The 23,459-nt window shown below is 68.7% G+C and carries 15 protein-coding genes and 2 pseudogenes; 6 read left to right on the plus strand and 11 right to left on the minus strand.

Annotated features, from left to right (window positions below):
- Together A5714_RS08885 and A5714_RS08890 are read left to right on the plus strand one after the other, a co-directional pair.
- A partial coding sequence (locus tag A5714_RS08885) for a type I polyketide synthase (protein ID WP_068284624.1) occupies positions 1-8,670 on the plus strand: 8,670 nt, incomplete at its 5' end.
- A 12-nt stretch (positions 8,671-8,682) separates the two neighbouring features.
- A complete protein-coding gene (locus A5714_RS08890; protein WP_068284626.1) occupies positions 8,683-11,307 on the plus strand; it encodes a sugar epimerase family protein in 2,625 nt (874 codons plus the stop codon).
- 61 nt (positions 11,308-11,368) lie between these two features.
- Here A5714_RS08890 and A5714_RS27425 read toward each other — a convergent pair whose 3' ends face one another.
- From A5714_RS27425 to A5714_RS08920, 10 genes and pseudogenes are all read right to left on the minus strand, one after another.
- Positions 11,369-11,503: a hypothetical protein gene (locus A5714_RS27425; protein WP_255396708.1), complete on the minus strand. Its 135-nt coding sequence runs from the start codon at positions 11,501-11,503 to the stop codon at positions 11,369-11,371.
- Positions 11,504-11,779: 276 nt separating this feature from the next.
- A pseudogene (locus A5714_RS25245) lies at positions 11,780-11,971 on the minus strand (dihydrodipicolinate reductase); the annotation flags it as partial.
- The gene (locus A5714_RS08895) at positions 11,968-12,399 is read right to left on the minus strand and encodes a hypothetical protein (RefSeq protein WP_068284627.1); all 432 of its coding nucleotides are present in this window, start codon (positions 12,397-12,399) and stop codon (positions 11,968-11,970) included. The gene A5714_RS08895 and the pseudogene A5714_RS25245, both read right to left, overlap by 4 nt.
- A gap of 20 nt (positions 12,400-12,419) precedes the next feature.
- Positions 12,420-13,139 (minus strand): hypothetical protein, encoded by a 720-nt coding sequence (locus A5714_RS08900; protein ID WP_068284654.1) that lies wholly within the window; start codon positions 13,137-13,139, stop codon positions 12,420-12,422.
- A gap of 8 nt (positions 13,140-13,147) precedes the next feature.
- On the minus strand, positions 13,148-13,276 hold the full coding sequence (locus A5714_RS27430; RefSeq protein ID WP_255377969.1) for a hypothetical protein: 129 nt from the start codon (positions 13,274-13,276) through the stop codon (positions 13,148-13,150).
- A 15-nt stretch (positions 13,277-13,291) separates the two neighbouring features.
- A complete protein-coding gene (locus A5714_RS08905) occupies positions 13,292-14,080 on the minus strand; it encodes a CbbQ/NirQ/NorQ/GpvN family protein (RefSeq protein ID WP_068284628.1) in 789 nt (262 codons plus the stop codon).
- Between the two features lie 34 nt (positions 14,081-14,114).
- Positions 14,115-15,644, minus strand: coding sequence for a nitric oxide reductase activation protein NorD (locus A5714_RS08910; RefSeq protein ID WP_068284629.1), 1,530 nt, complete (start codon positions 15,642-15,644; stop codon positions 14,115-14,117).
- A gap of 139 nt (positions 15,645-15,783) precedes the next feature.
- Entirely contained in the window at positions 15,784-16,476 is a 693-nt protein-coding gene (locus A5714_RS08915) for a hypothetical protein (RefSeq protein ID WP_068284655.1), read from the minus strand.
- Positions 16,477-16,866: 390 nt separating this feature from the next.
- Positions 16,867-17,080 (minus strand): annotated as a pseudogene (locus A5714_RS25250) (dihydrodipicolinate reductase); the annotation flags it as partial.
- Positions 17,081-17,142: 62 nt separating this feature from the next.
- Positions 17,143-17,742 carry a TetR family transcriptional regulator gene (locus A5714_RS08920; protein WP_068284630.1) on the minus strand — a complete coding sequence of 200 codons (600 nt, stop codon included), beginning with the start codon at positions 17,740-17,742 and terminating at the stop codon, positions 17,143-17,145.
- A gap of 206 nt (positions 17,743-17,948) precedes the next feature.
- Here A5714_RS08920 and A5714_RS08925 point away from each other — a divergent pair, with 206 nt between their 5' ends.
- From A5714_RS08925 to A5714_RS08935, 3 genes are all read left to right on the plus strand, one after another.
- Complete coding sequence (locus tag A5714_RS08925; RefSeq protein ID WP_068284635.1) at positions 17,949-18,737, plus strand: SDR family NAD(P)-dependent oxidoreductase; 789 nt, start codon at positions 17,949-17,951, stop codon at positions 18,735-18,737.
- A gap of 44 nt (positions 18,738-18,781) precedes the next feature.
- Complete coding sequence (locus tag A5714_RS08930) at positions 18,782-19,864, plus strand: dihydrodipicolinate reductase (RefSeq protein WP_068284637.1); 1,083 nt, start codon at positions 18,782-18,784, stop codon at positions 19,862-19,864.
- 109 nt (positions 19,865-19,973) lie between these two features.
- Entirely contained in the window at positions 19,974-21,191 is a 1,218-nt protein-coding gene (locus A5714_RS08935; protein ID WP_068284638.1) for a cytochrome P450, read from the plus strand.
- Positions 21,192-21,195: 4 nt separating this feature from the next.
- Here the strand turns inward: A5714_RS08935 and A5714_RS08940 are convergent, their stop codons facing one another.
- Entirely contained in the window at positions 21,196-21,852 is a 657-nt protein-coding gene (locus A5714_RS08940; protein WP_068284639.1) for a hypothetical protein, read from the minus strand.
- Between the two features lie 78 nt (positions 21,853-21,930).
- Between A5714_RS08940 and A5714_RS08945 the strand changes: the two genes are divergently transcribed.
- Positions 21,931-23,448, plus strand: a complete 1,518-nt coding sequence (locus tag A5714_RS08945; protein WP_068284640.1) for a carboxylesterase/lipase family protein — start codon at positions 21,931-21,933, stop codon at positions 23,446-23,448.
- Positions 23,449-23,459: the final 11 nt, after the last annotated feature.

Raw genomic sequence — 23,459 nt, forward strand, 5'->3', positions numbered from 1 at the left:
GGGGAGGACGTCGCCGATCTGGCGGGCGCGGCGGTGTGGGGGTTGGTGCGCTCGGCGCAGACCGAGCACCCCGGCCGCTTGGTGCTGGTCGACGGCGACGCGCCGCTGGACGAGGCGGCGGTGGCCGCGGTGCTCGCCGTCGGCGAGCCGCAGGCCGTGCTGCGCGGTGGCACCGTCCACACGCCGCGGGTCCGGGGCAGCAGGGCGCTGGGCGGGCTGCTGACGCCGCCGGCCGACGGGCCGTGGCGCCTGGGCATTGGCACCGCCGGCACCTTCGAGAACCTGCAGCTCGAGCCCGTGCCGAACGCCGGCGCGCCGCTGGAGCCCGGCCAGGTGCGCGTCGCGATCCGCGCGATCGCCGCCAACTTCCGCGACATCATGATCACCCTGGGCATGTTCACCCACGACGCGCTGATCGGCGGCGAGGGTGCCGGCGTGGTGGTCGAGGTGGGTCCCGGCGTCACCGAATTCGCCGTCGGCGACTCGGTTTTCGGATTCTTCCCGGACGGCAGCGGCACGCTCGTCGCCGGCGACGAGCGGCTGCTGCTGCCCATGCCCGCCGAGTGGAGCTACCCGGAGGCCGCCGCGATCTCGGCGGTCTTCACCACCGCGTACTACGCGTTCGTGTACCTGGCCGCCGTGCAGCCCGGCCAGCGGGTGCTGATCCACGCCGGCACCGGTGGGGTGGGGATGGCCGCGGTGCAGTTGGCCCGGCATCTCGGTCTGGAGGTGTTCGCCACCGCGAGCAAGGGCAAGTGGGACACGCTGCGCGGCATGGGTTTCGATGACGAGCACATCTCGGATTCGCGGTCCCTGGAGTTTGAGGACAAGTTCCGTGCGGCGACGGGGGGCCGCGGTTTCGACGTGGTGCTCGATTCGCTGGCCGGTGAGTTCGTCGACGCGTCGCTGCGCCTGGTGGCGCCGGGCGGGGTCTTCCTGGAGATGGGCAAGACCGACATCCGCGACCCGGGCGCGGTCGCCCAGGAGTACCCGGGTGTGCGGTACCGCGCCTTCGACCTGTTCGAGCCCGGCCGCGCCCGCATGCACGAGTACATGCTCGAGCTGGCCGAGCTGTTCGACGCGGGCATCCTGCGCCCGCTGCCCGTCACCACCTTCGACGTGCGGCGCGCCCCGGCGGCGCTGCGCTACCTGAGCCAGGCCCGCCACATCGGCAAGGTCGTCATGACCATGCCGGACGCATGGGCGGCCGGCACGGTGCTGATCACCGGCGGCACCGGCATGGCGGGGTCGGCCCTGGCGCGCCACGTGGTGACCCGCCATGGGGCGCGAAACCTGTTGCTGCTCAGCCGTCGCGGCCCCGAGGCGCCCGGCGCGGCGGAGCTGACCGCCGAACTGGCTGCGGCCGGCGCGCAGGTGCGCGTGGTGGCCTGCGACGCCGCCGACCGGACCGCGTTGGCCGACGTGATCGCGGGCATTCCCGCGGACCAGCCGCTGACCGCGGTCATCCACACCGCCGGCGTGCTCGACGACGCGGTGATCACCTCGCTGACGCCCGAGCGCGTCGATGCGGTGATGCGCGCCAAGGTGGACGCGGCGTGGCACCTGCACGAGCTGACCCGCGACCTCGACGTGTCGGCGTTCGTCATGTTCTCGTCGATGGCCGGGCTGGTCGGCTCGTCCGGTCAGGCCAACTACGCGGCGGCCAACACCTTCCTCGACGGCCTGGCCGCGCACCGGCGGGCCCACGGCCTGCCGGCCGTGTCGCTGGGCTGGGGCCTGTGGGACCAGGCGAGCGCCATGACCGGGGGCCTGGACGCCGCCGACCGGGCGCGCCTGGGCCGCGACGGTGTGCTCGGCCTGTCGTCCGACGAGGCACTCGAATTGTTCGATACCGCACTGGTCGTCGACGAGCCGTACCTCGCGCCGGCCCGCATCGACCTGGCCGCGTTGCGCGCCCACGGCGTCGCGGTGCCCCCGATGTTCGTCGAGTTGGTCAACGCGCCCAGCCGGCGCCGCGTCGACGACTCGCTGGCCGCCGCCAAGTCCAAGTCCGCGCTGGCGCATCGCCTGCACGGGCTGCCCGAGGCCGAACAGCACACCGTCCTGCTCGACCTGGTGCGCTCGCACATCGCCACGGTGCTCGGCAACATCAGCCCCGAGGCCGTCGACCCCGACAAGGCGTTCTCCGAACTCGGGTTCGACTCGCTGACCGCAGTCGAGATGCGCAACCGGCTCAAAGCGGCCACCGGCCTGGCGTTGTCGCCGACACTCATCTTCGACTACCCGACGCCCAGCGGGCTGGCCCGCTACATGCGGTCCGAATTGGCAGGCGTGCCACAGGAGTTGGCGGTCCCGACCGCCGGAGTGGTCAGGGCCACCGGGGACGACCCGATCGCCATCGTCGGCATGGCGTGCCGCTACCCGGGCGGCATCAATTCCCCCGACGACCTGTGGGACATGTTGGTCGAGGGCCGCGACGTCGTCACGGACTTCCCGCACGACCGTGGCTGGGACCTGGCGAACCTGTTCAACCCCGACCCGGACGTGCCGGGCGCCTGCTACACCCGCACCGGCGGCTTCGTCGACGGTGTCGCGGACTTCGACCCCGCGTTCTTCGGCGTGGGTCCCAGCGAGGCGCTGGCCATGGATCCGCAGCAGCGCATGTTCCTGGAGCTGTCCTGGGAAGCGTTGGAGCGGGCCGGGATTGATCCCGCCGGGCTGCGCGGCAGCGCCACCGGGGTGTTCGCCGGGGTGATGACGCAGGGCTACGGCATGTTCGCCGCGGAGCCCGTCGAAGGCTTCCGGCTCACCGGCCAGCTGTCCAGCGTCGCCTCGGGCCGGGTGTCTTACGTGCTGGGGCTGGAGGGCCCCGCGGTGTCGGTTGACACCGCGTGCTCGTCGTCGCTGGTGGCGCTGCACATGGCGGTGCAGTCGCTGCGCTCGGGCGAGAGCGATCTGGCGCTGGCCGGCGGCGTGACCATCAACGCCACCCCGGACATCTTCGTCGAATTCAGCCGCTGGCGCGGCCTGTCGCCGGACGGCCGGTGCAAGGCCTTCGCCGGGGCCGCCGACGGCACCGGCTTCTCCGAGGGCGGCGGCATGCTCGTGGTGGAGCGGCTGTCCGACGCGCAGCGGCTGGGGCACCCGGTGCTCGCGGTGGTGCGCGGGTCGGCCATCAACCAGGATGGCGCCTCCAACGGGCTGACCGCACCCAACGGCCCGTCGCAGCAACGCGTCGTGCGGGCCGCCCTGGCCAACGCCGGCCTGGTCGGCACCGAGGTGGACGTGGTCGAGGGCCACGGCACCGGGACGACGCTGGGCGATCCCATCGAGGCCCAGGCCTTGCTGGCCACCTACGGCCGCGACCGGACCGAGCCGTTGTGGCTCGGGTCGATCAAGTCGAACATGGGTCACACCCAGGCCGCCGCCGGCGTCGCCGGGGTGATCAAGATGGTGCTGGCGATGCGCCACGAGCTGCTGCCCGCCACCCTGCACGTCGACGAGCCCAGCCCGCACGTCGACTGGTCGGCCGGCTCCGTGTCGTTGTTGACCGAGCCGCGCCAGTGGCCGGCCAACGGTCACGCGCGCCGGGCCGGGGTCTCCTCGTTCGGCATCAGCGGCACCAACGCGCACGTGATCGTGGAGGCCCCGCCGGCCGCCCCGACCCGCGTCGCGGAGGGCCCGAAGCTGCCCGTGGTGCCGTGGGTGGTCTCGGCGAAGTCGCCGACGGCCGTGCCGGCCCAGGCCGCCCGGCTGGCGGCGCACCTGCGCGCCCGCGACGACCTCGACCCCGCCGACGTGGCGTGGACCCTGGCGGGTCGGTCACCGTTCGAACACCGGGCCGTGGTGGTGGGTTCGGACCGGGATCGGCTCCTGGCCGGGCTGGACGAATTGGCCGGCGGCGAACCGCTTTCGGTGATTCAGGGCACGGTGACGCCCTCGGGCAAGACCGTCTTCGTCTTCCCGGGCCAGGGCTCGCAGCTCCTGGGGATGGGGATGGGGCTGCACGCCGGATACCCGGCCTTCGCCGAGGCGTTCAACACCGTCGTCGCCGAACTGGACCGGCACCTGCTGCGCCCGCTGCGCGAGGTCATGTGGGGCCACGACGAAGACCTGCTGAACACCACGGAATTCGCCCAGCCGGCGCTCTTCGCGGTGGAGGTTGCACTGTTCCGCCTGCTCGAATCATGGGGCATCACACCGGATTTCGTGATGGGGCATTCGGTGGGTGAACTGTCGGCCGCGCACGTCGCGGGCGTGCTGTCGTTGCAGAACGCGGCGGTGCTGGTGGCCGCCCGCGGGCGTTTCATGCAGGCACTGCCGTCCGGCGGCGCCATGGTGGCCGCCGCGGCCACCGAGGGCGACGTGCGCCCGCTGCTGACCGACGAGGTCGGCATCGCCGCGGTCAACGGCCCCGCGTCGGTGGTCATCTCGGGCTCCGAGGACGCGGTGCTGGCGATCGCCGACCGGTTGCGTGCCGACGGCCGCCGCGTGCACCGCCTGGCCGTCTCGCACGCCTTCCATTCACCGTTGATGGATCCCATGGTGGACGAATTCGCCGCCGTCGCAGCAGGATTGCCCGTCGGGCGGCCCACCATCCCGATCGTGTCCAACCTCACCGGGCAGCTCGCGGGCGACGACTTCGCCTCCGCGGCCTACTGGAAGCGGCACATTCGCGAGGCGGTGCGGTTCAGCGACAGCGTGCGGTTCGCGCACGCCGCCGGCGCCACCCGCTTCCTCGAGGTCGGGCCCAGTGGGGGCCTGACCGCCTCGATCGAGGAGTCGCTGCCGGATGCGCCGGTGGGCACCATGTCCGCCCTGCGCAAGGACCGGCCCGAGCCGGAAACCCTGACCACCGCCATCGCGCAAGGGTTCGTCACCGGAATGGCCGTCGATTGGCGCGCGGTGATCGGCGCGGCCAACTTCGTCGAGCTGCCCACGTACGCGTTCGAACGCCGCCGGTTCTGGCTGTCCAGCGACGGCGCCGCCGCCGACGCCGCCGGGCTGGGGCTGGAAGCCGGTGAGCACGCGCTGCTGGGCGCGGTGGTGGAGCTGCCCGCCACGGGCGGGGTGGTCCTCACGGGTCGGCTGTCACCCAGCCTGCAGGGCTGGCTGGCGGATCACGCCGTGGGAGGCGTCGTGTTGTTCCCCGGCGCGGGTTTCGTCGAGCTGGCGATCAGGGCCGGCGACGAGGTGGGGTGCGGGGTCGTCGACGAGCTGAATCTGGCTGCGCCGCTGGTGCTTCCCGCCGCCGGATCGGTCGCCGTGCAGGTGGTCGTCGGCGCTGCCGACGAGGCCGGCGTGCGGGCCGTGTCGGTGTTCTCCCGGGCCGAGACCGGGTCGGACTGGTTGCTGCACGCCGAGGGCCTGCTGAGCTCCGGCTCGGTCGCGCCCGGCACGGACCTGTCCGCGTGGCCCCCGGTGGGGGCCGTCGCGGTGGACGTCGGGGACGGCTACGACCGGCTGGCCGAGCGCGGCTACGGCTACGGGCCCGCGTTCCGCGGGTTGACCGCGATGTGGCGCCGCGGCGACGAGGTGTTCGCCGAGGTGGCGCTGCCCGCCGACGCCGGCGTGTCGGTCGCCGGTTTCGGGGTGCACCCGGTCATGTTGGACGCGGCGTTGCACGCCGTGATCTTGGCGTCGGACGGCGCGTCCGGCCAGGGCGCCTTCGCCATGGCCGTCGACGAGGGCTCGGTCCTGGTGCCGTTCTCCTGGCAGGGGGTGTCGCTGCACGCCGCGGGCGCGTCGGCGGTGCGGGCGCGCATCGCGCCCACGGGTCCGTCCTCGGTGTCGATCGAGCTCGCCGACGGGCTGGGCCTGCCGGTGCTGTCGGTGTCGTCCATGGTGGCGCGGCCGGTCAGCGACCAGCAGCTGCTGGCGGCGGTCAACAACTCCGGCCCGGACCGGCTCTTCGAGGTGGTCTGGTCGGCACAGCAGCCCGACGCGGTGTCACCCGTCGCCGTCCGCGCCTGGGGCGCAATCGATTCCGAAGCCGGCGACGCTGAGCCGGTGGCGTACGTGTTCAACTCCGTCCCGGTGGCTGGTGACGTGGTCACCGGGGTGTACGCGGCCACCCGGGCGGTCCTCACCGTGCTGCAGGAGTGGCTGTCCGTCGACCGCGCCGGGACCCTGGTGGTCGCGACGCGCGGCGCCGTGGCCTTGCCGGGGGAGGACGTCGCCGATCTGGCGGGCGCGGCGGTGTGGGGGTTGGTGCGCTCGGCGCAGACCGAGCACCCCGGCCGGGTCGTGCTGGTCGACGCCGATGGACCCCTGGATGAGGACGCGGTCGCCGCGGCGCTAAGTGTCGGCGAGCCGCAAGTCGCGCTGCGCGGCGGCACGATTCACATCGCGCGGGTGCACGGCAGCCGGGCGGCCGGCGGGGTGCTGGTGCCGCCCGGTGACGGTCCGTGGCGGGTCGGCATGAGCAGCCACGGGACCTTCGAAAACCTTCGGCTGGAGCGCATTCCCGACGCCGACGCGCCGCTGGAACCGCGCCACGTGCGGGTGGGTCTGTCGGCGATCGCCGCCAACTTCCGCGACGTCATGATCGCCCTCGGCCTGTACCCGGACCCGGACGCCGTAATGGGGGTCGAGGCTTCGGGGGTGGTCCTCGAAACGGGCTCGGGCGACGGACCGTTCGCCGTGGGTGACCGGGTGATGGGCCTGTTCCCCGACGGCACCGGTACCGTCGCCACCACCGACGAGCGGTTGCTGGTGAAGGTGCCCAGTGGGTGGTCGCACACGTCGGCGGCCACCGCGTCGGTCGTGTTCGCCACCGCCTATTACGCGCTGGTCGACCTGGCCGCCGCGAAGCCCGGCCAGCGCGTCCTGGTGCACGCGGGCGCGGGTGGGGTGGGGATGGCCGCGGTGCAGTTGGCCCGGCATCTCGGTCTGGAGGTGTTCGCCACCGCGAGCAAGGGCAAGTGGGACACGTTGCGCGGCATGGGTTTCGATGACGAGCACATCTCGGATTCGCGGTCCTTGGAGTTTGAGGAGAAGTTCCGTGCGGCGACGGGGGGCCGCGGTTTCGACGTGGTGCTCGATTCGCTGGCCGGTGAGTTCGTCGACGCGTCGCTGCGCCTGGTGGCGCCGGGCGGGGTCTTCTTGGAGATGGGCAAGACCGACATCCGCGACGCGGACGCGGTGGCGGCGGAGCACCCGGGCGTGCGGTACCGCGCCTTCGATCTGTTCGAGGCGGGGCCCGACCGCATCCAGGAAATCCTCGCCGAGCTGGCCGCCCTGTTCGGTGACGAAGCGCTGCGGCCCTTGCCGGTGACGGTGTTCGACGTGCGGCGCGCCCCGGCGGCGCTGCGCTACCTGGGTCAGGCCCGCCACGTCGGCAAGGTCGTCATGACCATGCCCGACGCGTGGGCGGCCGGCACGGTGCTGATCACCGGCGGCACGGGCATGGCGGGGTCGGCGCTGGCGCGCCACGTGGTGACCCGCCATGGGGTGCGCAACCTGGTGCTGGTGAGTCGCCGCGGCCCGGATGCTCCTGGCGCGGCGGAACTTTCGGCCGAACTGGCCGCGGCCGGCGCGCAGGTGCAGATCGTCGCCTGTGACGCCGCCGACCGGGCGGCGCTGGCCAAGGTGATCGCCGACATCCCGGTGCAGCGGCCGCTGTCGGCGGTGATCCACACCGCCGGCGCGCTGGACGACGCGGTCGTGACGTCGCTGACGCCCGAGCGCGTCGACGTGGCGCTGCGGGCCAAGGTCGACGCGGCGTGGAACCTGCACGAGCTGACCCGCGATCTGGACCTGTCGGCGTTCGTGATGTTCTCGTCGATGGCCGGCCTGGTCGGCTCCTCGGGGCAGGCCAACTACGCGGCCGCCAACTCGTTCCTCGACGGGCTCGCCGTCTATCGGCAGGCCCGGGGCCTGCCGGCGGTCTCGCTGGGGTGGGGCCTGTGGAACCAGGCCAGCGCCATGACCGGCGCGTTGGCGACCGTCGACTTCGCGCGGTTCGCCCGTGACGGCATCGTCGCGATGTCCTCGGACGAGGCGCTCCAGTTGCTCGACACGGCGATGATCGTCAACGAGCCCTTCCTGCTGCCCGCCCACATCGACTTCGCGGCGCTGCGCGTCAAGTTCGACGGCGGGACGCTGCCACCGATGTTCGTGGACCTGATCAACGCGCCGACCCGGCGCCAGGTCGACGACTCGCTGGCCGCCGCGAAGTCGAAATCGGCTCTGCTGCAACGACTCGAGGGGCTCGCGGAGGAGGATCAGCAGGCTATCCTGCTGGACCTGGTCCGTTCGCACATCGCGACCGTGCTCGGCAGCGCCAGCCCGGAGTCGGTCGACCCGGACCGCGCGTTCCAGGAATTGGGCTTCGACTCGCTCACCGCGGTCGAGATGCGCAACCGCCTCAAAGCCGCCACCGGCCTTGCCCTTTCGCCGACCCTGATCTTCGACTACCCGAACTCGGCCGCGCTCGCGGGCTACATCCACCGGGAGCTCGTCGGGGCGTCGGAGCGGCCCGCCGTGGCCGCAGCGCCGGGCGAGGCCGACATTCAGCGCGTCGTCGGGTCCATTCCCGTCAAGCGGTTGCGGCAGGCCGGCATCCTCGAGCTGCTGCTCGCGCTGGCCAACGAGTCCAACGGCGACGGCAACGGCCAGGCGGGACCGGCGGCGTCCACCGAGAAGGACATCGCCGACATGGACCTCGACGACCTGGTCAACGCGGCGCTGTTGGACGATGACGACTAACGGGGTCGGCCGGTGAGGATCGCGGTTACCGGGGCCGGCGGCGTCCTGGGCCGCGGCCTCGCCGCACGGCTGCTCAGCCAGGGCCACGACGTCGTCGGGCTCGCCCGGCACCGGCCCGAGAGTTGGCCCTGCGCAGCCTCGTTCGTGACCGCCGACATCCGCGATGCGGCCGCGGTGCGGCGCTGTGTCACCGGCTCGGCCGTCGTCGTGCACTGCGCGTGGGCCGCCGACCCCCGGGTCGACGTCGAGGGCGCCCGCAATGTCCTCGACGCCATGGAGCGGGGCGGCGTCGGGCGCATCGTGTTCCCGTCGTCCGCGCACGTATACGCCCACGACGGCTCGGCGCACACCGAAGCGGACCTTCCGGCCCCACGCACGGCGTACGGCGCGCTGAAGGCCCGCGTCGAGGAGCTGCTTGCCGCTTCGGCCGTCGAGCCGGTGGTGCTGCGCTGCGCGCCCATCGTCGGTCGCGCCGTGGACAATTGGGTGCGCCGCGCGTTGGCGTTGCCGGCATTCCCGGCCGGCGCGCCGGACCGGCCGCTGCAGCTGGTCCACCTCGACGACGCACTGCGTCTGCTGGTGCGCGCCACCCTGGATGCCCACCTCGCCGCGCGCACGGTCAATGTGGCCGCCGACGGGGCGCCGAGCTTTCGGCGGCTGGCCGCCGCGCTCGGGCGCCCGCTCGTGACGCTGCCGCGCGTCAGCGCCTCGGCCGCCCTGGCCGACCTCGAGCTCATTCGCGACGCGCCCCGCATGGATACCTCGACGCTGCGGGACGACTGGGGGTTCGCGCCCGCATGGGACGCCGACGAATGCGTGCAGGACGCGGCGTTGTCCGTGCGCGGCCGCGTGACGTTGGGCGGGCGGGTGCTCTCCCTGCCCTGGCGGCTCGCGCTCATCGGCGACCTGCCCGCGGTCGACGCTCCCGCCGACGACGGGGTGGTGCCCGAGTTGGCCGGCCCCGCGGGCGTCAACGGAGAGTTCGACACGCCGATCGACCCGCGCTTCCCGACGTACTTGGCCACCAATCTGTCCGAGGCCCTGCCCGGCCCGTTCTCGCCGTCGTCGGCGTCGGTGACGGTGCGCGGCGTGCGCGCCGGTGGGGTGGGCATCGCCGAACGGCTGCGGCCCGGCGGAATGATCCAGCGCGAGATCGCCATGCGCACCGTCGCGGTATTCGCCCACCGGCTCTACGGGGGCATCACCTCGGCGCATTTTATGGCCGAGACCGTGCCCTTCGCCAAGCCCTCGACCATCGTCAGCAACAGCGGATACTTCGGACCCAGCATGGGCTCCCTTCCCATCTTCGGCGCACAGCGCCCGCCCTCGCAAACCGGTTGGGCCCGAAGGCGGTTGCGCACCATCCGCAACATCGGGGTGTTCGGGGTGAACCTGGTCGGGCTCAGCGCCGGCTCACCGCGGGACACCGAGGACTTCGTCGGTGACGTCGACCGCCTGGAGCGCCTGACGGCCGGTGACCTCACCCGGCTCGGTGACGCCCGGCTGCGCAGCCTGATCCTGTTGGCGCGCGACGAGGTCGTGCACGCGTGGGTGTTGGCGTCGGGATCGTTCATGCTGTGCGCGGCGTTCAACGTGCTATTGCGCGGCCTGACCGGGCGCCCGGCCGCCCCGTCGGCCGGCCCGGAGCTGGCCAGCGCCCGCTCGGTCGAGGCGATGCAGCGGCTGGTGTCGGCGGCCCGCCGCGACCCGAACGTCCTTCGCCTGTTGGCCCAGCCGGGCCAGCGCCTGGACGCGTTGGCCGCCGAGGCGCCGAAGTTTCACGCCGCGGTGCTCGCCGAGCTGGCGTTGATCGGGCACCGCGGCCCCGCCGAACTCGAGATGCTCTCGACCAGCTACGCCGACGACCCGGAACTGCTGGTCCGCATGGTGGCCCGCGCGGTCAACGGGCCCGCCGCGCCCGAACCCGAACACAGTTCAATACCGTTGCACGCCAAGCCGATCGCCGCGCTGGCGGTGCGGCAGCTGCGCGACCGCGAGGTGCGCCGCGACAAGATGGTGCGGGCGAACTGGGTGCTGCGCGCGCTGCTGCGCGAATACGGCCGCCGGATGGTCGAGGCGGGGGTTTTCGACCGCGTGGACGACGTCTTTTACCTGCTGGTCGACGAGGTCGACGCGCTGCCCGCCGAGGTCGCCGAGCTCGTCGCCCGCCGCCGCGCCGAGCGGAGCAGGCTGGTCGCCGTTGCCCCGCCGACGGTGTTCAGCGGGAGCTGGCAGCCGGCCGTCGCCGCGACGCCCGAGTTGACCAGCGGGGAGACGCTGCGCGGGGTCGGGGTGTGCGGCGGCCGGGTGCGCGGCCGCGTGCGCATCGTGCGGCCCGACACCATCGACGACCTGCAGCCCGGCGAGATCCTCGTGGCCGAGGTCACCGATGTCGGCTACACCGCGGCGTTCTGCTACGCCGCGGCCGTCGTCACCGAACTCGGCGGCCCGATGTCGCACGCGGCGGTGGTGGCCCGCGAGTTCGGCTTCCCCTGCGTGGTGGACGCGCAGGGGGCGACGCGGTCGCTGCCGCCCGGCGCGCTCATCGAGGTCGACGGCAGCACGGGCGAGATCACCCTGGTGGAGCCGGCGTCCGATGGCAGCCCGCCGCTGTCGGCCAACGGCCAAACCCGCTGACCCGGGCCGAACGTCGTCACAGCGGCGAGTCAGGGTGGATCGTCAACCGGTTTACTCCAAGTCACGGCAGGTTGGTGGACAGGAACGTCAGCGGCAATCCCAATACCGACAGGTCAACCTCTTCCAGATAGTTGCCGTCACCGGAGAAGCCTTGCCGGAAACGGGTGGTCGAGCCGTAGCGCTGGGCGACACTCAAGTGGAGTCCCTGGGGAATTGTCTGCTGTTGCGCACGACACTTCGGGCCAAGTCGTAGGAGAGTACTTCGGGGCCGAACGGTCCGATAGCGATCGGTGCCCGCTGCTGCGCGGCCCGAAGCCGTGTGCTGACCGCGTGTGGCGATTCGGTGACGTCATACCCGAGCGTCGGCAGTCCGGCCTCGAAGATGCTGGGTGCATCGGTGGTGGCCGGCATATGCGGTTCCTTTAAGTCGCGCGCCAGCACTCCGCGCGCGAGCAATTAGGGGTCCGGTTCGCAGCGCGTCGACATCGTCGCTCGCGCGCACGCCCGTGGGTTCGATGCCGTACAGCTCGCCCACGTCGCGGCCGACCTTGTCGGGCGACCATGCGTAGCAGCCAACGAGTTCGAGCAACGAATTCTCGGCGATCGCGTGCACCGATTTCTTGCCCAGGTTGCCCGTCGTCCATTGAACGACGCGATACGTCAAGGGTGCGGCCCCGCGTGCTGTTGGGCCGCTTGGTGAGCCAGCCGATCGTTGTGAATCCTGACGAGTTCGCGGAACCCGAGCCGGTGGTACTTGGGTATTGGCTGGATACCCCAGACGTCCTGGGCGGTGGCCTTACCCTCGGCGCCTTCGGGCGGTCCGAGCGGTGGATAGGGATACTTGCACTCCAGGGTGTCGTTGGAATAGCGGATCTTCAGCAGCTCACTGCAGATTTCGGTCAGGCTCAGGGTGGGGTAGCCGTAATACACCGCCATGAACGGCAACGTGAACGCGCCCTCGACCACGAGTGCCACCAAGCACACCAGGACGGCCCGCTTGATCCATCTGTGCATGCGTGCGTAGTAGGCAGTGGTGCCCGGCTCGAGACCGGCGCCCGGGTCTATTTCCGCTGTAGGTGACTCTACGGTCATGACATGCTCCTTGAACCTGTTCAGTCGGAGAAGATTTCACGGTTGACGGTGTGCAGATAGGGGATGGCGAGGAACGGAGTGATGTAGAAGATGTCGTAGAGCCACCAGCCGATGACCGGGAACACGACACCGGCGTAGCGCACGTCGGCGAACATGGTCATGTTGAACACGTAGGCCGACCAGATCACCACGCCCATCCAGCACGTGACGACCATCCACTGATGGCCCCACCGCTTCATCTGCAGGAAACCGATCGCGGCGGCCACCCGCATCGAGAACACGGTGAGGATCAGCCCGGCCACGTAGGCCTTTTCGCCCGGCCCCGCCGCGCCGCCGACCCAGAGCTCGTTGTAATGCCAGAAGTAACCGGCATCGAACATGTTGCCCCACCCGACCATCAACACCCGGTTGATCAACGTGTGGTTGGCCACCAGGTCCAGGGCCCACCCCAGGCTGTTGAGCATCCCGTCGATCAGGGTCAGATAGCCGATCAGGGTCACAATCATCGGACGGACCGAGAGGCCGGCGCGCAGTGCTTGGCGTTGCAGCCAGACGCCGCGCATAAAGATGGGGAACCCGATCAGACCGGGGGCCCACATGCCCATCAAGGCGGCGCCAGCAATCATCCATTTGTCAGCCCGGCGCTGAGCCAGGCGGGATGTGTCGTGGTGATCGTCAAGGGTGTTCGAGCCGCCAGCCTCAGCGGTCGTGGTGCCGTTACCCGAAAGATGGCTTCGCATCGGGAGGTTCACAGGTCCCACCATCCTCGCGCGAAGGACATGTACAGCTGGATTCCGAACATCGCCAGGAGGTAGCCATAGATGACAATCTGGAAGACGATCAGCGCCCGCTTGCGCTTCTGCTCCTGCTGGTTCACTGGCGGATTCCCTTCTCAGGTGTTTGAGGTGGCTAGCCGTGCTGCCGCAACTTCACGCAGCCCGTCGTTGATCGCGCCGTCGCTGCTGAGCGGGGCCAGGATGCAGGCTTGTGCGGCTTCCAATTCGCTCGCGCCCGCGGCAATCAACTGTGCGGCGGTCACCAGCACCCGGGTGGACGGCGGTTCGAAGTGAAACGCCTTGTCCGCGGTGCGGATGGCGGTCGCACACTGCACGAGACGTTTCGCCGCGGCCGGCTCCACCCCGGCGTCGGCGACGATCACCTCGGCCTCGCGGTCCGAGGGCAGATAATTCATTCCCAACGTGACGAACCGCTGCCGGAAGGATGGTTTGAGTTCCTTAAGTGAGCTGCGATAGGCCGGGTTGTAGGAGCATACGAGCATGAACGTCTCTGGCGCGCTGACCACTTCGTCGGCGCGGTCGAGGTAAAGGGCGCGGCGGTGATCGGTGAGCGAATGCAGGATCGCCAGCGAATCGTGCCGGGCCTCCACGACCTCGTCCAGGTAACAGATGGCGCCGACCTTCACCGCTCTAGTGAGGGGCCCGTCCGTCCAGACGACGTCGCCGCCCGTCACCATGAAGCGGCCGACCAGATCCGAGCTGGTGAGGTCGTCGTGGCAACTGATGGTGACGACGGGCCGTCGCAACAGCACCCCCATTTGCTCGACGAACCGGGTCTTGCCGCATCCCGTCGGGCCGGTCAGCATCACCGGCAGGCGGCGTTGATAAGCCAATTCAAACAGCCGGACTTCGTTGCCGTTCGCGAAATACGTGTCGGTGCTCATCGGTGCCCCCTTGGTTGGCGAGGCTTGCGTCGGATCATGCGGCGACCAGCTCACGATGAACGTGGGCCAGCACGCGCGGGAGTTCCTCGATGCGCCGGATGCGCTGGGATCGGCGAGGTCCGAACACCTCCGGAAGGGGATCCACCCGGGTGGGCCCGACGCCGACGTAATACATCGACACACCCGCGTCATTGGCCTCCTCAACGGCATGCGCGGCGTCCGCCCAGGCGTAGCGACCCTCATACCCTTCGTCGGAGATCAGCCCGTCCCCGATGACGATCAACAGGCGTCGCTCGGACGGTTGGGTCAGCAGCCGGTTGGTCAAATGGCGCAGCGGGGCACCGAGCCTGGTGTATCCACCGGTCTGCAGCCCGAGAGCGCTGGGTGGCACAAACCGGGGGTCCTCGAAGTTTTTCAGGCAACGGACCTCGACTCGGTGTCGAGTGTTTCCGGTGAAGACGAAGATGCCGTGACGTTCGCGGGCCCGGTTCATGGCGCGTGAAAGCGCGTCGGCGCAAGCCAATTCCAGCTGAAAGATCCGGCCGCCGTGCACGCCCAATGATGAACTACCGTCTAAGAGCAGCGCGGTGGTCACGTCTCGGCTGCTGGGTAGCAGTTCGCGGAAGATGCGTGGCTGACTCGCCTGGCCGGTCGCGGTGTCGATGTAGTGCCTGACGTATTGCTCGACATCCAGATCGGAGCCGTCTTCGAGACGATTCTTCATGGCGCGATGCGTCCGTTCCTCGAACCATTTCCGAAGGTCGGCGGAGACGGCCACGGGCTGGCGGTCGCGGGTGGCGTCTGCGCGCTCCAGGACCGCAACGTGGTCTCGCAGAAAACTTTTCGTCCACGCGTTCCACTCGGGGTACGGAATCCCCGGCCGGTGCTCGGGCGTGATGTCGAGGTCGTTGTCCTGTGGACGGCTCGGCGGCGGCAAGTTCGGATTGCGGACGCCGCCGTCGCCGCCGACCGCAACCGAGTACGGCCGCGGCAGACGCTTCTGCGTTGTAGTCCAAGGCATCCGGCCGAAGCTGCGCCTCAACTTGTCCGTCACGCCCTGCGGCACTGTGTAGGCCAGCGGTAATTCGCCCAGCAACGGAGCCACGGTCAATGCTTGTCCCGTGGCCGCCAATGCCACCGCCCGATTGAGCATCTCGGCGGCCGCCATGTCGGCGGCCTCGGCGGCCAGTTCCGGGAGCAGCCGCCGCAGTTCGGGTAGCAGCCCCGGCCACCGGTCCGCGATCCACCCGAGTGCGACGCCCGCCTCGACCAGGGTGAGTGCCCGCAGTTCCCGAGCGGTCAGCTCGTTCAGCCGATATTCGGTGACGCGCTCCTTTGACGGCGAACATTGCAGGGCGACGCCGCATGTCAGTGATCGCCGGGTCCATTCGGTTGGCACGGGATAGGGGATGTGAACGAAGGTGAGCGCCGTGTTCAGCCCGAATCCGCGACGGCTGCCCGTCACGAGCCGGACTCCGTCGCGGCGTTGCTCACTGAGCGCGACGGCGGTCACGGCGCAACTTCGTTCCAGCGCCATGGCGTGGGCGTCGCGGCTGTCAGTCATCGGTGTCGTATCAGTGCTCAAAATGTGCCGATGTTGGAGAAGAGCCAGTACCAGAACCAGATGACCAGGCCGGTGCCGCCCCACGCGGCCACATAGCGAAGGATCTCCCAGAGATAGCCCATGACCTGACCTCCAGCTTTCAGTCGGAGAAGAGCTCGCGGTTGACGGTGTGCAGATACGGGATGGCGAGGAACGGCGTGATGTAGAAGATGTCGTAGAGCCACCAACCGACCACCGGCAGGACGACACCGGCGAAGCGCACGTCGGCGAACATTGTCATGTTGAACACGTAGGTGATCCAGATGACCACGCCCATCCAGCACGTGACGACCATCCACTGATGGCCCCACCTCTTCATCTGGAGAAAGCCGATCGCGGCGGCAATGCGCATCGTGAAGACGGTCAGGATGAGCCCGACCTCCATGGCCTTTTCGCCCGGGCCCGCCGCGCCGCCGACCCAAAGTTCGTTGTAGTGCCAGAAGTAGCCCGCGTCGAACATGTTGCCCCAGCCGTTGAGCAGCACGCGGGCCAATATCGTGTGGTTCGCTACCAGGTCGAGCGCCCATCCCACGGTGTTGATCGCGGCGTCGATGATGACCAGGTAGCCAAGCAACGTAACCAGCATCGGTCGCACCGAGAGTCCGTCACGCTGGGCGCGGCGCAGCAATTGCACGCCCCGCAGGAAAAGCGGCAGGCCGAAGACACCCAAGGCCGCGGTGCCGATCAGCAGGCTGCCGGAGATCAGCCATTTGTCGGCTCGACGCTGCGCCAGCCCCGACTGCTCGAGATGCTCGTCGAAATTCAGACCTGTTCGGACAGAGCTCGTTTCGATGGCGGCCGTGGTGGCGTTCACCTCACGCTGGCGCAGCTTCGGCAGGTTCACGAGCTCCTCCGCGTTGTCGAGGCCGTTGACATGGAGGACTATAGCACTGACTTCAGTCAGTGATAACATTTCTTGTTAAGCGCAGCCAGCCGGACATCGCTGGACTTGCCGCTGACGACACCGCGGTTGAGCACCGGTTCGGCCATCTACAGCGACATCAGCTGGCATTAGCTGACTGAAGGCAGCTGACGGTCGTTGACACGTCGTCGCGTTCGCAGGACCCATCGCCGCCCAGGTGTAGCGCTGGCAGCGCGTATCCGCCGTTCGGATCCCGCGCCCCTTAGGAAAGCTCGGTGGGTGAATGGCCCCCGATCAGAATCCGGCAGTGGTAGTGCTGCGGCCAGTTCTCGGGGTGACATTCTTGCCGGCGCGCAGCAGTCGACGTACCTCGTCGGGGTCGGACCACAGCGGCGCATAGAACACGCAGTCGGCGTCCAGCGCCTCGATGACGTCTTTCTCGTTGGTCGCCAGCACACCGATCTGCGGTATACCGCACAAACTCGCCGGCGGCCTTGCCAATCTTCTCCGAACGATTAGAGGACCCGGGATCCATGTCCCCACAACGAGCTTGGGTTGATGCCGCTGCGCGGCGTCACACGTCCTTAGCGTTACGGCTCACGGCCGCATGCTGCGCAGTGTCCTCGCGACATAGTCGTCGAGCAGGTCGCGGCCGGTCGGCCAGTGGTTCGTGGTGATCAACAGGGCATACAGGCCCAGCAGGAAAAACACCGCGCTGTTCATCGCATTGACGTCGGGATCAGTCTCGCCGCGTTCTTGGGCCAGCGAGATCTCCTGGGCGACCAAGACGATCAGCGGGTGATCCCGGCCGCCTTCGGTGGGCGGGCGTGTCTGCGAAAAGTGAAGCGCAAGAAAGTCGTTGAAGAGCACATCACCCAGCCGGCGCTCCAATCCGACGACCAGGCGGACCGCCTCGTCCAGCGCGGCAGCGAGATCGTGTTTCGACTTCAAGAACTGTGCGAACTGCTTGGCAATGCGCTCCTCTTCGCGCCTTTCGAGTTCCAGGAGAACGTGTTCCTTGGTGGGGAAGTGGAAGAAGAAAGTACCGTGGGCAACTCCTGCCGCGGCCACGATGGCACCGACGTCGGCCTCGGCCATCCCGGCTCTGGCGAACTCCGCGATCGCGGCGCCCATCAATCGCTCACGGGTCTGCAAGCGCTTGGTTTCTCGCGCAGACGGCCTCTCAGTCACAGCCATTTTGTTCCTCACAGTTGACCTGACTCACCCAAGATACAGCCAGTAGCTCGTACATTATGACGGATTTCCGTCAGAAAGGCCTGCGCGGATTAGTCGATATCATCGCTGCACGGCGCGACCAAACTCGGGCCAGCAAGAGTCATTGACTTAAGTCAGAAAAATTTCGTAGATTGAATGCGTCAGACACCATCGAAGGAGCTCCAAGCATGGCGTTGGAACAGTTCCGGCTGGACGGACAGGTCGCCATCGTCACCGGCGCCGGGAAGGGTGTCGGCGCCGGCATCGCCCGGGTCTTGGCGGAAGCCGGCGCCACGATCGTTGGAACCGCGCGCACCGAGGCGGATATCGTTGGCACGGTTGCGGGTATCGAGAAGAGCGGCGGCAAGGGACTCGCGCTGGTCGCTGACGCGATGAGGCGTCCCGACGGGGAGCGCGTCGTGAATACGGCGATAGAGCGATTCGGTCGCATCGACATTCTCGTCAACAATGTCGGTGGCTCCACCTACGCGCGCTTCTTGGATATCACCGACGAAGACTTTCGGCACACGTTCGACTGGTGTGTGACTTCGGCTTTCATCATGAGCCAGCTCGCGGCCCCGCACATGCTCAGTGCCGGACGCGGTTCCATCATCAACATTTCGTCAGGTTCGGCCCGGTTCGGCATTCGCGCCTTGACCGCCTATTGCGTCGCCAAGGGCGGTCTGGAGGCTCTCACGCGTGCCATGGCCCAGGAATTGGCGCCGAAGATTCGCGTCAACGCCATCGCACTCGGATCATTCGCGACCGACGGGTTGAAGGGGAGCCTGGACTTGATGCCGGGATCGCTGGAAAAGATGCAAGAGGCCACGCCACTACATCGTCTGGGCGATGTCGAGGACCTCGGACGCCTGGCGGTGTATCTGTCCACGCGCGACTGTTACGCAACCAACGCAACGTTCCACGTCGACGGCGGCATCGACTCGAATAATTCGCCGCTGCCGATACCCGACTACTGAGACTGAATGCGACATCGAATGGTCATGGGAATAGCGAGGTAACGTTGCGCAGGGTCATTCAATTCTCGACCGGGAACGTGGGCCGGCATTCGCTGCGAGCCATCATCGGCCGGCCAGACCTCGAACTGGTCGGGGTGCACGCCGCCAGCGCCGACAAGGTGGGCAAGGACGCGGCGCAGCTGTGCGGACTCGACGTGCCGACCGGCATCGTCGCCACCGACGACGTTGACGCCCTCGTCCACCTCGGCGCCGACTGTGTGGTGTACACCTCGCAGGGTGAGACGCGGCCGATGGAGGCCATCGACCAGATGGTGAGGTTCCTGGCAGCCGGTGTGAACGTCGTCGGCACGTCGCTGGTGTGGTTGGTCACGCCTCGTCACGCGGAAGACTGGTTGCGAGCACCCCTCGAAGCCGCGTGCAAAGCCGGCGATACGTCGCTCTACGTCAACGGCATCGACCCCGGCTTCTCCGGCGATACGCTCGTGCATTCGGCGGTGAGCCTGACAACCAGGGTGGATTCAATTACCGTGCAGGAAATCTTCGACTACGGAAATTATGACGATGCGGGGTTCACGGGCGCTGCAATGGGTTTCGGGTCGGCCGAGGACGAAACGTCACCGATGATGTTTCTGCCTGGGGTCATCGTGTCGATGTGGGGTGGTCAGGTCCGCAGCCTGGCCGACAATCTCGACATCAAACTCGATGACGTGCGCCAGCGGGTCGAACCTTGGTACACCGCGGAACGCATCGACTGCACGATGATGACGGTGGAGCCCGGACAGATGGCCGCGGTGCGCTTTGCCACCGAGGGGGTGCGCGACGAGCGCCCGGTGATCACGCTCGAGCACGTCACCAGACTCACCAGCGCCGCGGCGCCCGACTGGGAGTTCCCCCCCGATGGGCACACCGGCGTGCACCGCGTCGTCGTGGAGGGTGACCCGCGCGTCGAGATCAACACCCACGTCTCCCACCCAAAGTTGGATTCCACCGAAGCGGGCTGCATCTCGACAGCGGGCCGGGCCGTCAATGCGATCGACTGGGTCTGTCGCGCTCCTCAGGGACTAATCACAGTGGAGGATATACCGCTGTCGGCGACGATGCGCGGCGTCATGTGGAGCGAGCGTTGAATCCCACGGGACGCAACGCGTTCGGCAAACGTGTTCTGATGTGGCCGCCAATCAGCCTGGCTCTACGCCCTTTTACTGGCGGAAAACGACAATAATGGGAAGGCGCTTCATGGCAACCCCTTCCGAGGAATCCCGCTCCGACACGGGACTTCCCGTTTTGCCGTTGCCGCGGCCACAAGGTTGCCCGCTGGCACCACCGCCTGAGTTTGCGACCTGGCGGTCCGCTCCCGGGTTGCCGAAGGCGATATTTCAAGGCAACCCGGTCTGGGTTGTCAGCCGCTACCAAGACATCAGGGCGGCGTTGGTAAATCCGCTTCTGTCCGCCAAAACCATTCCGGATTCCATCATGCCGACGGATGCCGACAACAAGGTGGTGGTGATGTTTGCGCGGACCGATGACCCCGAGCATCACCGGTTGCGGCGAATGATGACCAGCAACTTCACTTTCCGCCGTTGCGAGGCAAGGCGGCCGCAAATCCAGGAGACGGTCGACCATTATCTCGACCAAATGATCACCAACGGCGCGCCGGCCGATCTGGTGCGCGATTTCGCGCTTCCAGTGCCATCTTTGGTGATCGCACTGTTATTGGGGGTGCCACCTGAAGACCTCGAAATCTTCCAGCACAACACCACCAAGGGCCTCGACCAGAAGTCCACAGACGCAGAAAGGGGTCAGGCGTTCGGTGCGATGTACGCCTACATTCAGGAGTTGGTGGAGCGCAAAGCACGTGAACCCGGCGATGACCTGATCAGCCACCTGCTCACCAAATACGTGGCGACGGGCGAGCTCGACCGGGCCACAACCGCCATGAACGGTGTCATCATGATGCAGGCCGGCCATGAAACCACCGCCAACATGATCTCACTGGGAACTGTTGCGCTGCTGGAACATCCCGAAATCTTTGCGCGACTCGGTCAGACCGACGACCTCGCGGTCATCGCGAACGTCGTCGAAGAGCTGATGCGTTACCTGAGTATCGTGCACAGTCAAGTCGACCGGGTGGCAACCGAAGATGTGATGATCGGTGGTCAGCTGATTCGGGCGGGCGAGTTTGTCATGATGAGCCTGATGTCGGGCAACTGGGATGCCGAATTCGTCGACAATCCCGAATCATTCGACGGTGACCGAAACACCCGCGGTCACCTAAGTTTTGGCTATGGCGTGCATCAGTGCATCGGAGCCAACCTGGCTCGTGTTGAGATGCAGGTGGCGTTCGCGACGCTGGCGCGACGGCTGCCGGGCCTGAGATTGGCGGTGCCGCAGCAGGAGTTGCGGTTCAAGGACGCCAACATCTACGGCATGACAGAACTTCCCGTCAGCTGGTGAGGCGTCAGCAGCTGAACGCCACGCCGACGCCGTCGGGCGCCGGCGCCGGGCGCAGGCATCCGAACGGCTCGACGCCGGCGGGGCTGAACCGCGCCGCCGATTGGTGCGCGTAGTTCACGCAGAACAGCCCGGCTTGGTCGGCGCGGCAGCGGTAGTCACCGAAGAACAACGAGGCGCCGTCCGCCAGGTCGGCGCCGTTGCCGTTGAGAAAGGGGCCTGGATCGGCGCGCGCCGCCCCCACCTGCAGCGTGTTGCCGTCGAAGTCAACCCAGCCGCCCTGCCAGTCGCCGTAGGCCGTGGTGGGCGGCGGCGGGGGAGCGGTGAGGCTGACCAGGCAGAGCAGGGCGCCGCCGGTGTGCGCGGCATCGGTCAGGCAGGACACCTTGCCCGCCTCGGCCGAAAGGGCGGTGTCGGCACCTAGAGCGGTGCTGGTGCCGTCGCGGGTGGCGCTGTGATATCGCGCGGGATCGGCGGGTTTCCCCGCCTCGATCCAGGCGATCACCTGGGCGATCGGGGCGCCCGGGGCCGGCGCGGCGGCGGTGCTCGCCGACGGCGTCGAGCTCGTCGGCGGGCCGGGCGGCAGCTGTGCGGACCGGCCGCTGACCGTGTGCGAACACGCGCCGACCAGCAAGGGCACGGCGAGTAACGCGGCGATCCGCATCCCGTCAGGCTAGCCGCAGGCGGGTGCTTTGAGGCGCTGCGCGCGCGTCGTGGCGGTTATGTCGGCTAACGTCGGGTCATGCACCAGCGCAGTATTCGCGCACGCACCACCATCGGCATCGTCGAAGGCTTCACCCGCGACGGGGTCAACCGCTGGCGGTCCATCCCGTACGCCCAACCGCCTGTGGGACGGTTGCGCTTCCGGGCGCCACGGCCCGCGGCGCCGTGGTCGGGAGTGCGGCACTGTCACGGCTTCGCCAACTGCGCGCCGCAGCAACGGCGCTACACCCTGCTCGGCGTCTCCGGTTTCGCGGGGCGTTACCAGCCGATGAGCGAGGACTGCCTGACGCTCAACGTTGTCGCCCCCGAGACGGTGGCGGCCGAGCCGCTGCCGGTCATGGTCTTCTTCCACGGCGGCGGCTACATCCTGGGCAGCTCGGCCACGCCGCTCTACGACGGTGCGGCGCTGGCCCGCCGCGGCTGCGTGTACGTGTCGGTGAACTATCGGCTCGGCGCGCTGGGCTGCCTGGACCTGTCGTCGCTGTCGACGCCGGAGTTTCCCATCGACGGCAACCTGTTCCTGCGCGACTGCGTGCTGGCGCTGCGGTGGGTGCGCGACAACATCGCGGCGTTCGGGGGAGACCCCGACAACGTCACCATCTTCGGCGAAAGCGCGGGCGCGCACCTGACCGCCACGTTGCTGGCGGTGCCGGAGGCCGAGGGGTTGTTCGCCCGGGCGATCGCGGAAAGCCCGGCGTCGGGAATGGTCCGTTCGCAGGCGACCGCGGCGCAATTCGCCACCCGCTACGCCGATCTGCTCGGTGTGCGGCCCCGCGACGCCGCCGAGGCGCTGATGCGGGTGCCCTCCGCGGAATTGGTGGATGCGCAGCACCGGCTCATCGAGCAGGGCATGGAGAGCAGGCTGGGCGCCTTTCCGATCGGGCCGGTCTGCGGCGACGACGTCCTGCCGCTCGATCCCGTCGACGCCATGCGACGAGGCCGGGCGCATCGCGTTCCGCTGATCGTGGGCACCAACGCCGAGGAGGGCCGCCTGTTCACCCGGTTCCTCAGACTGCTGCCGACCAATCGCTCGATGATCGAGGAGTTGCTGGCCGACACCGAACCCGCGGCGCGGGAACGCATTACGGCGGCGTACCCGGGCTACCCGGGCTCGTCGGCGTGCATCCAGCTCGGCGGCGACTTCGCGTTCAGCTCCGCGGCTTGGCAGATCGCCGAGGCGCACGGCGCCCACGCGCCCACCTATCTCTACCGGTACGACTTCGCCCCGCGCACCCTGCGCTGGTCCGGGCTGGGGGCTACGCACGCGACCGAGCTGTTCGCGGTGTTCGACGTCTATCGGAGCCGGTTCGGACAGCTGCTCACCGCCGCGGCGGACCGGCGCGCCGCGCTGCGGGTGAGCAATCAGGTGCAACGGCGCTGGCGGTGGTTCAGCCGCACCGGCGTTCCCGGCGACGACTGGCCCGCCTACACCGCCGACGAGCGCGCCGTCATGGTCTTCGACAACAAGACGCGGGTCGAGTTCGACCCGCACCCGGAGCGGCGCATGGCGTGGGACGGCTTCTCACTGGCCCAGTGACCTGGCACGCT

This window comes from Mycobacterium sp. E2462 (genome assembly GCF_001672685.1).
In the GTDB taxonomy this organism is placed as follows: domain Bacteria; phylum Actinomycetota; class Actinomycetes; order Mycobacteriales; family Mycobacteriaceae; genus Mycobacterium.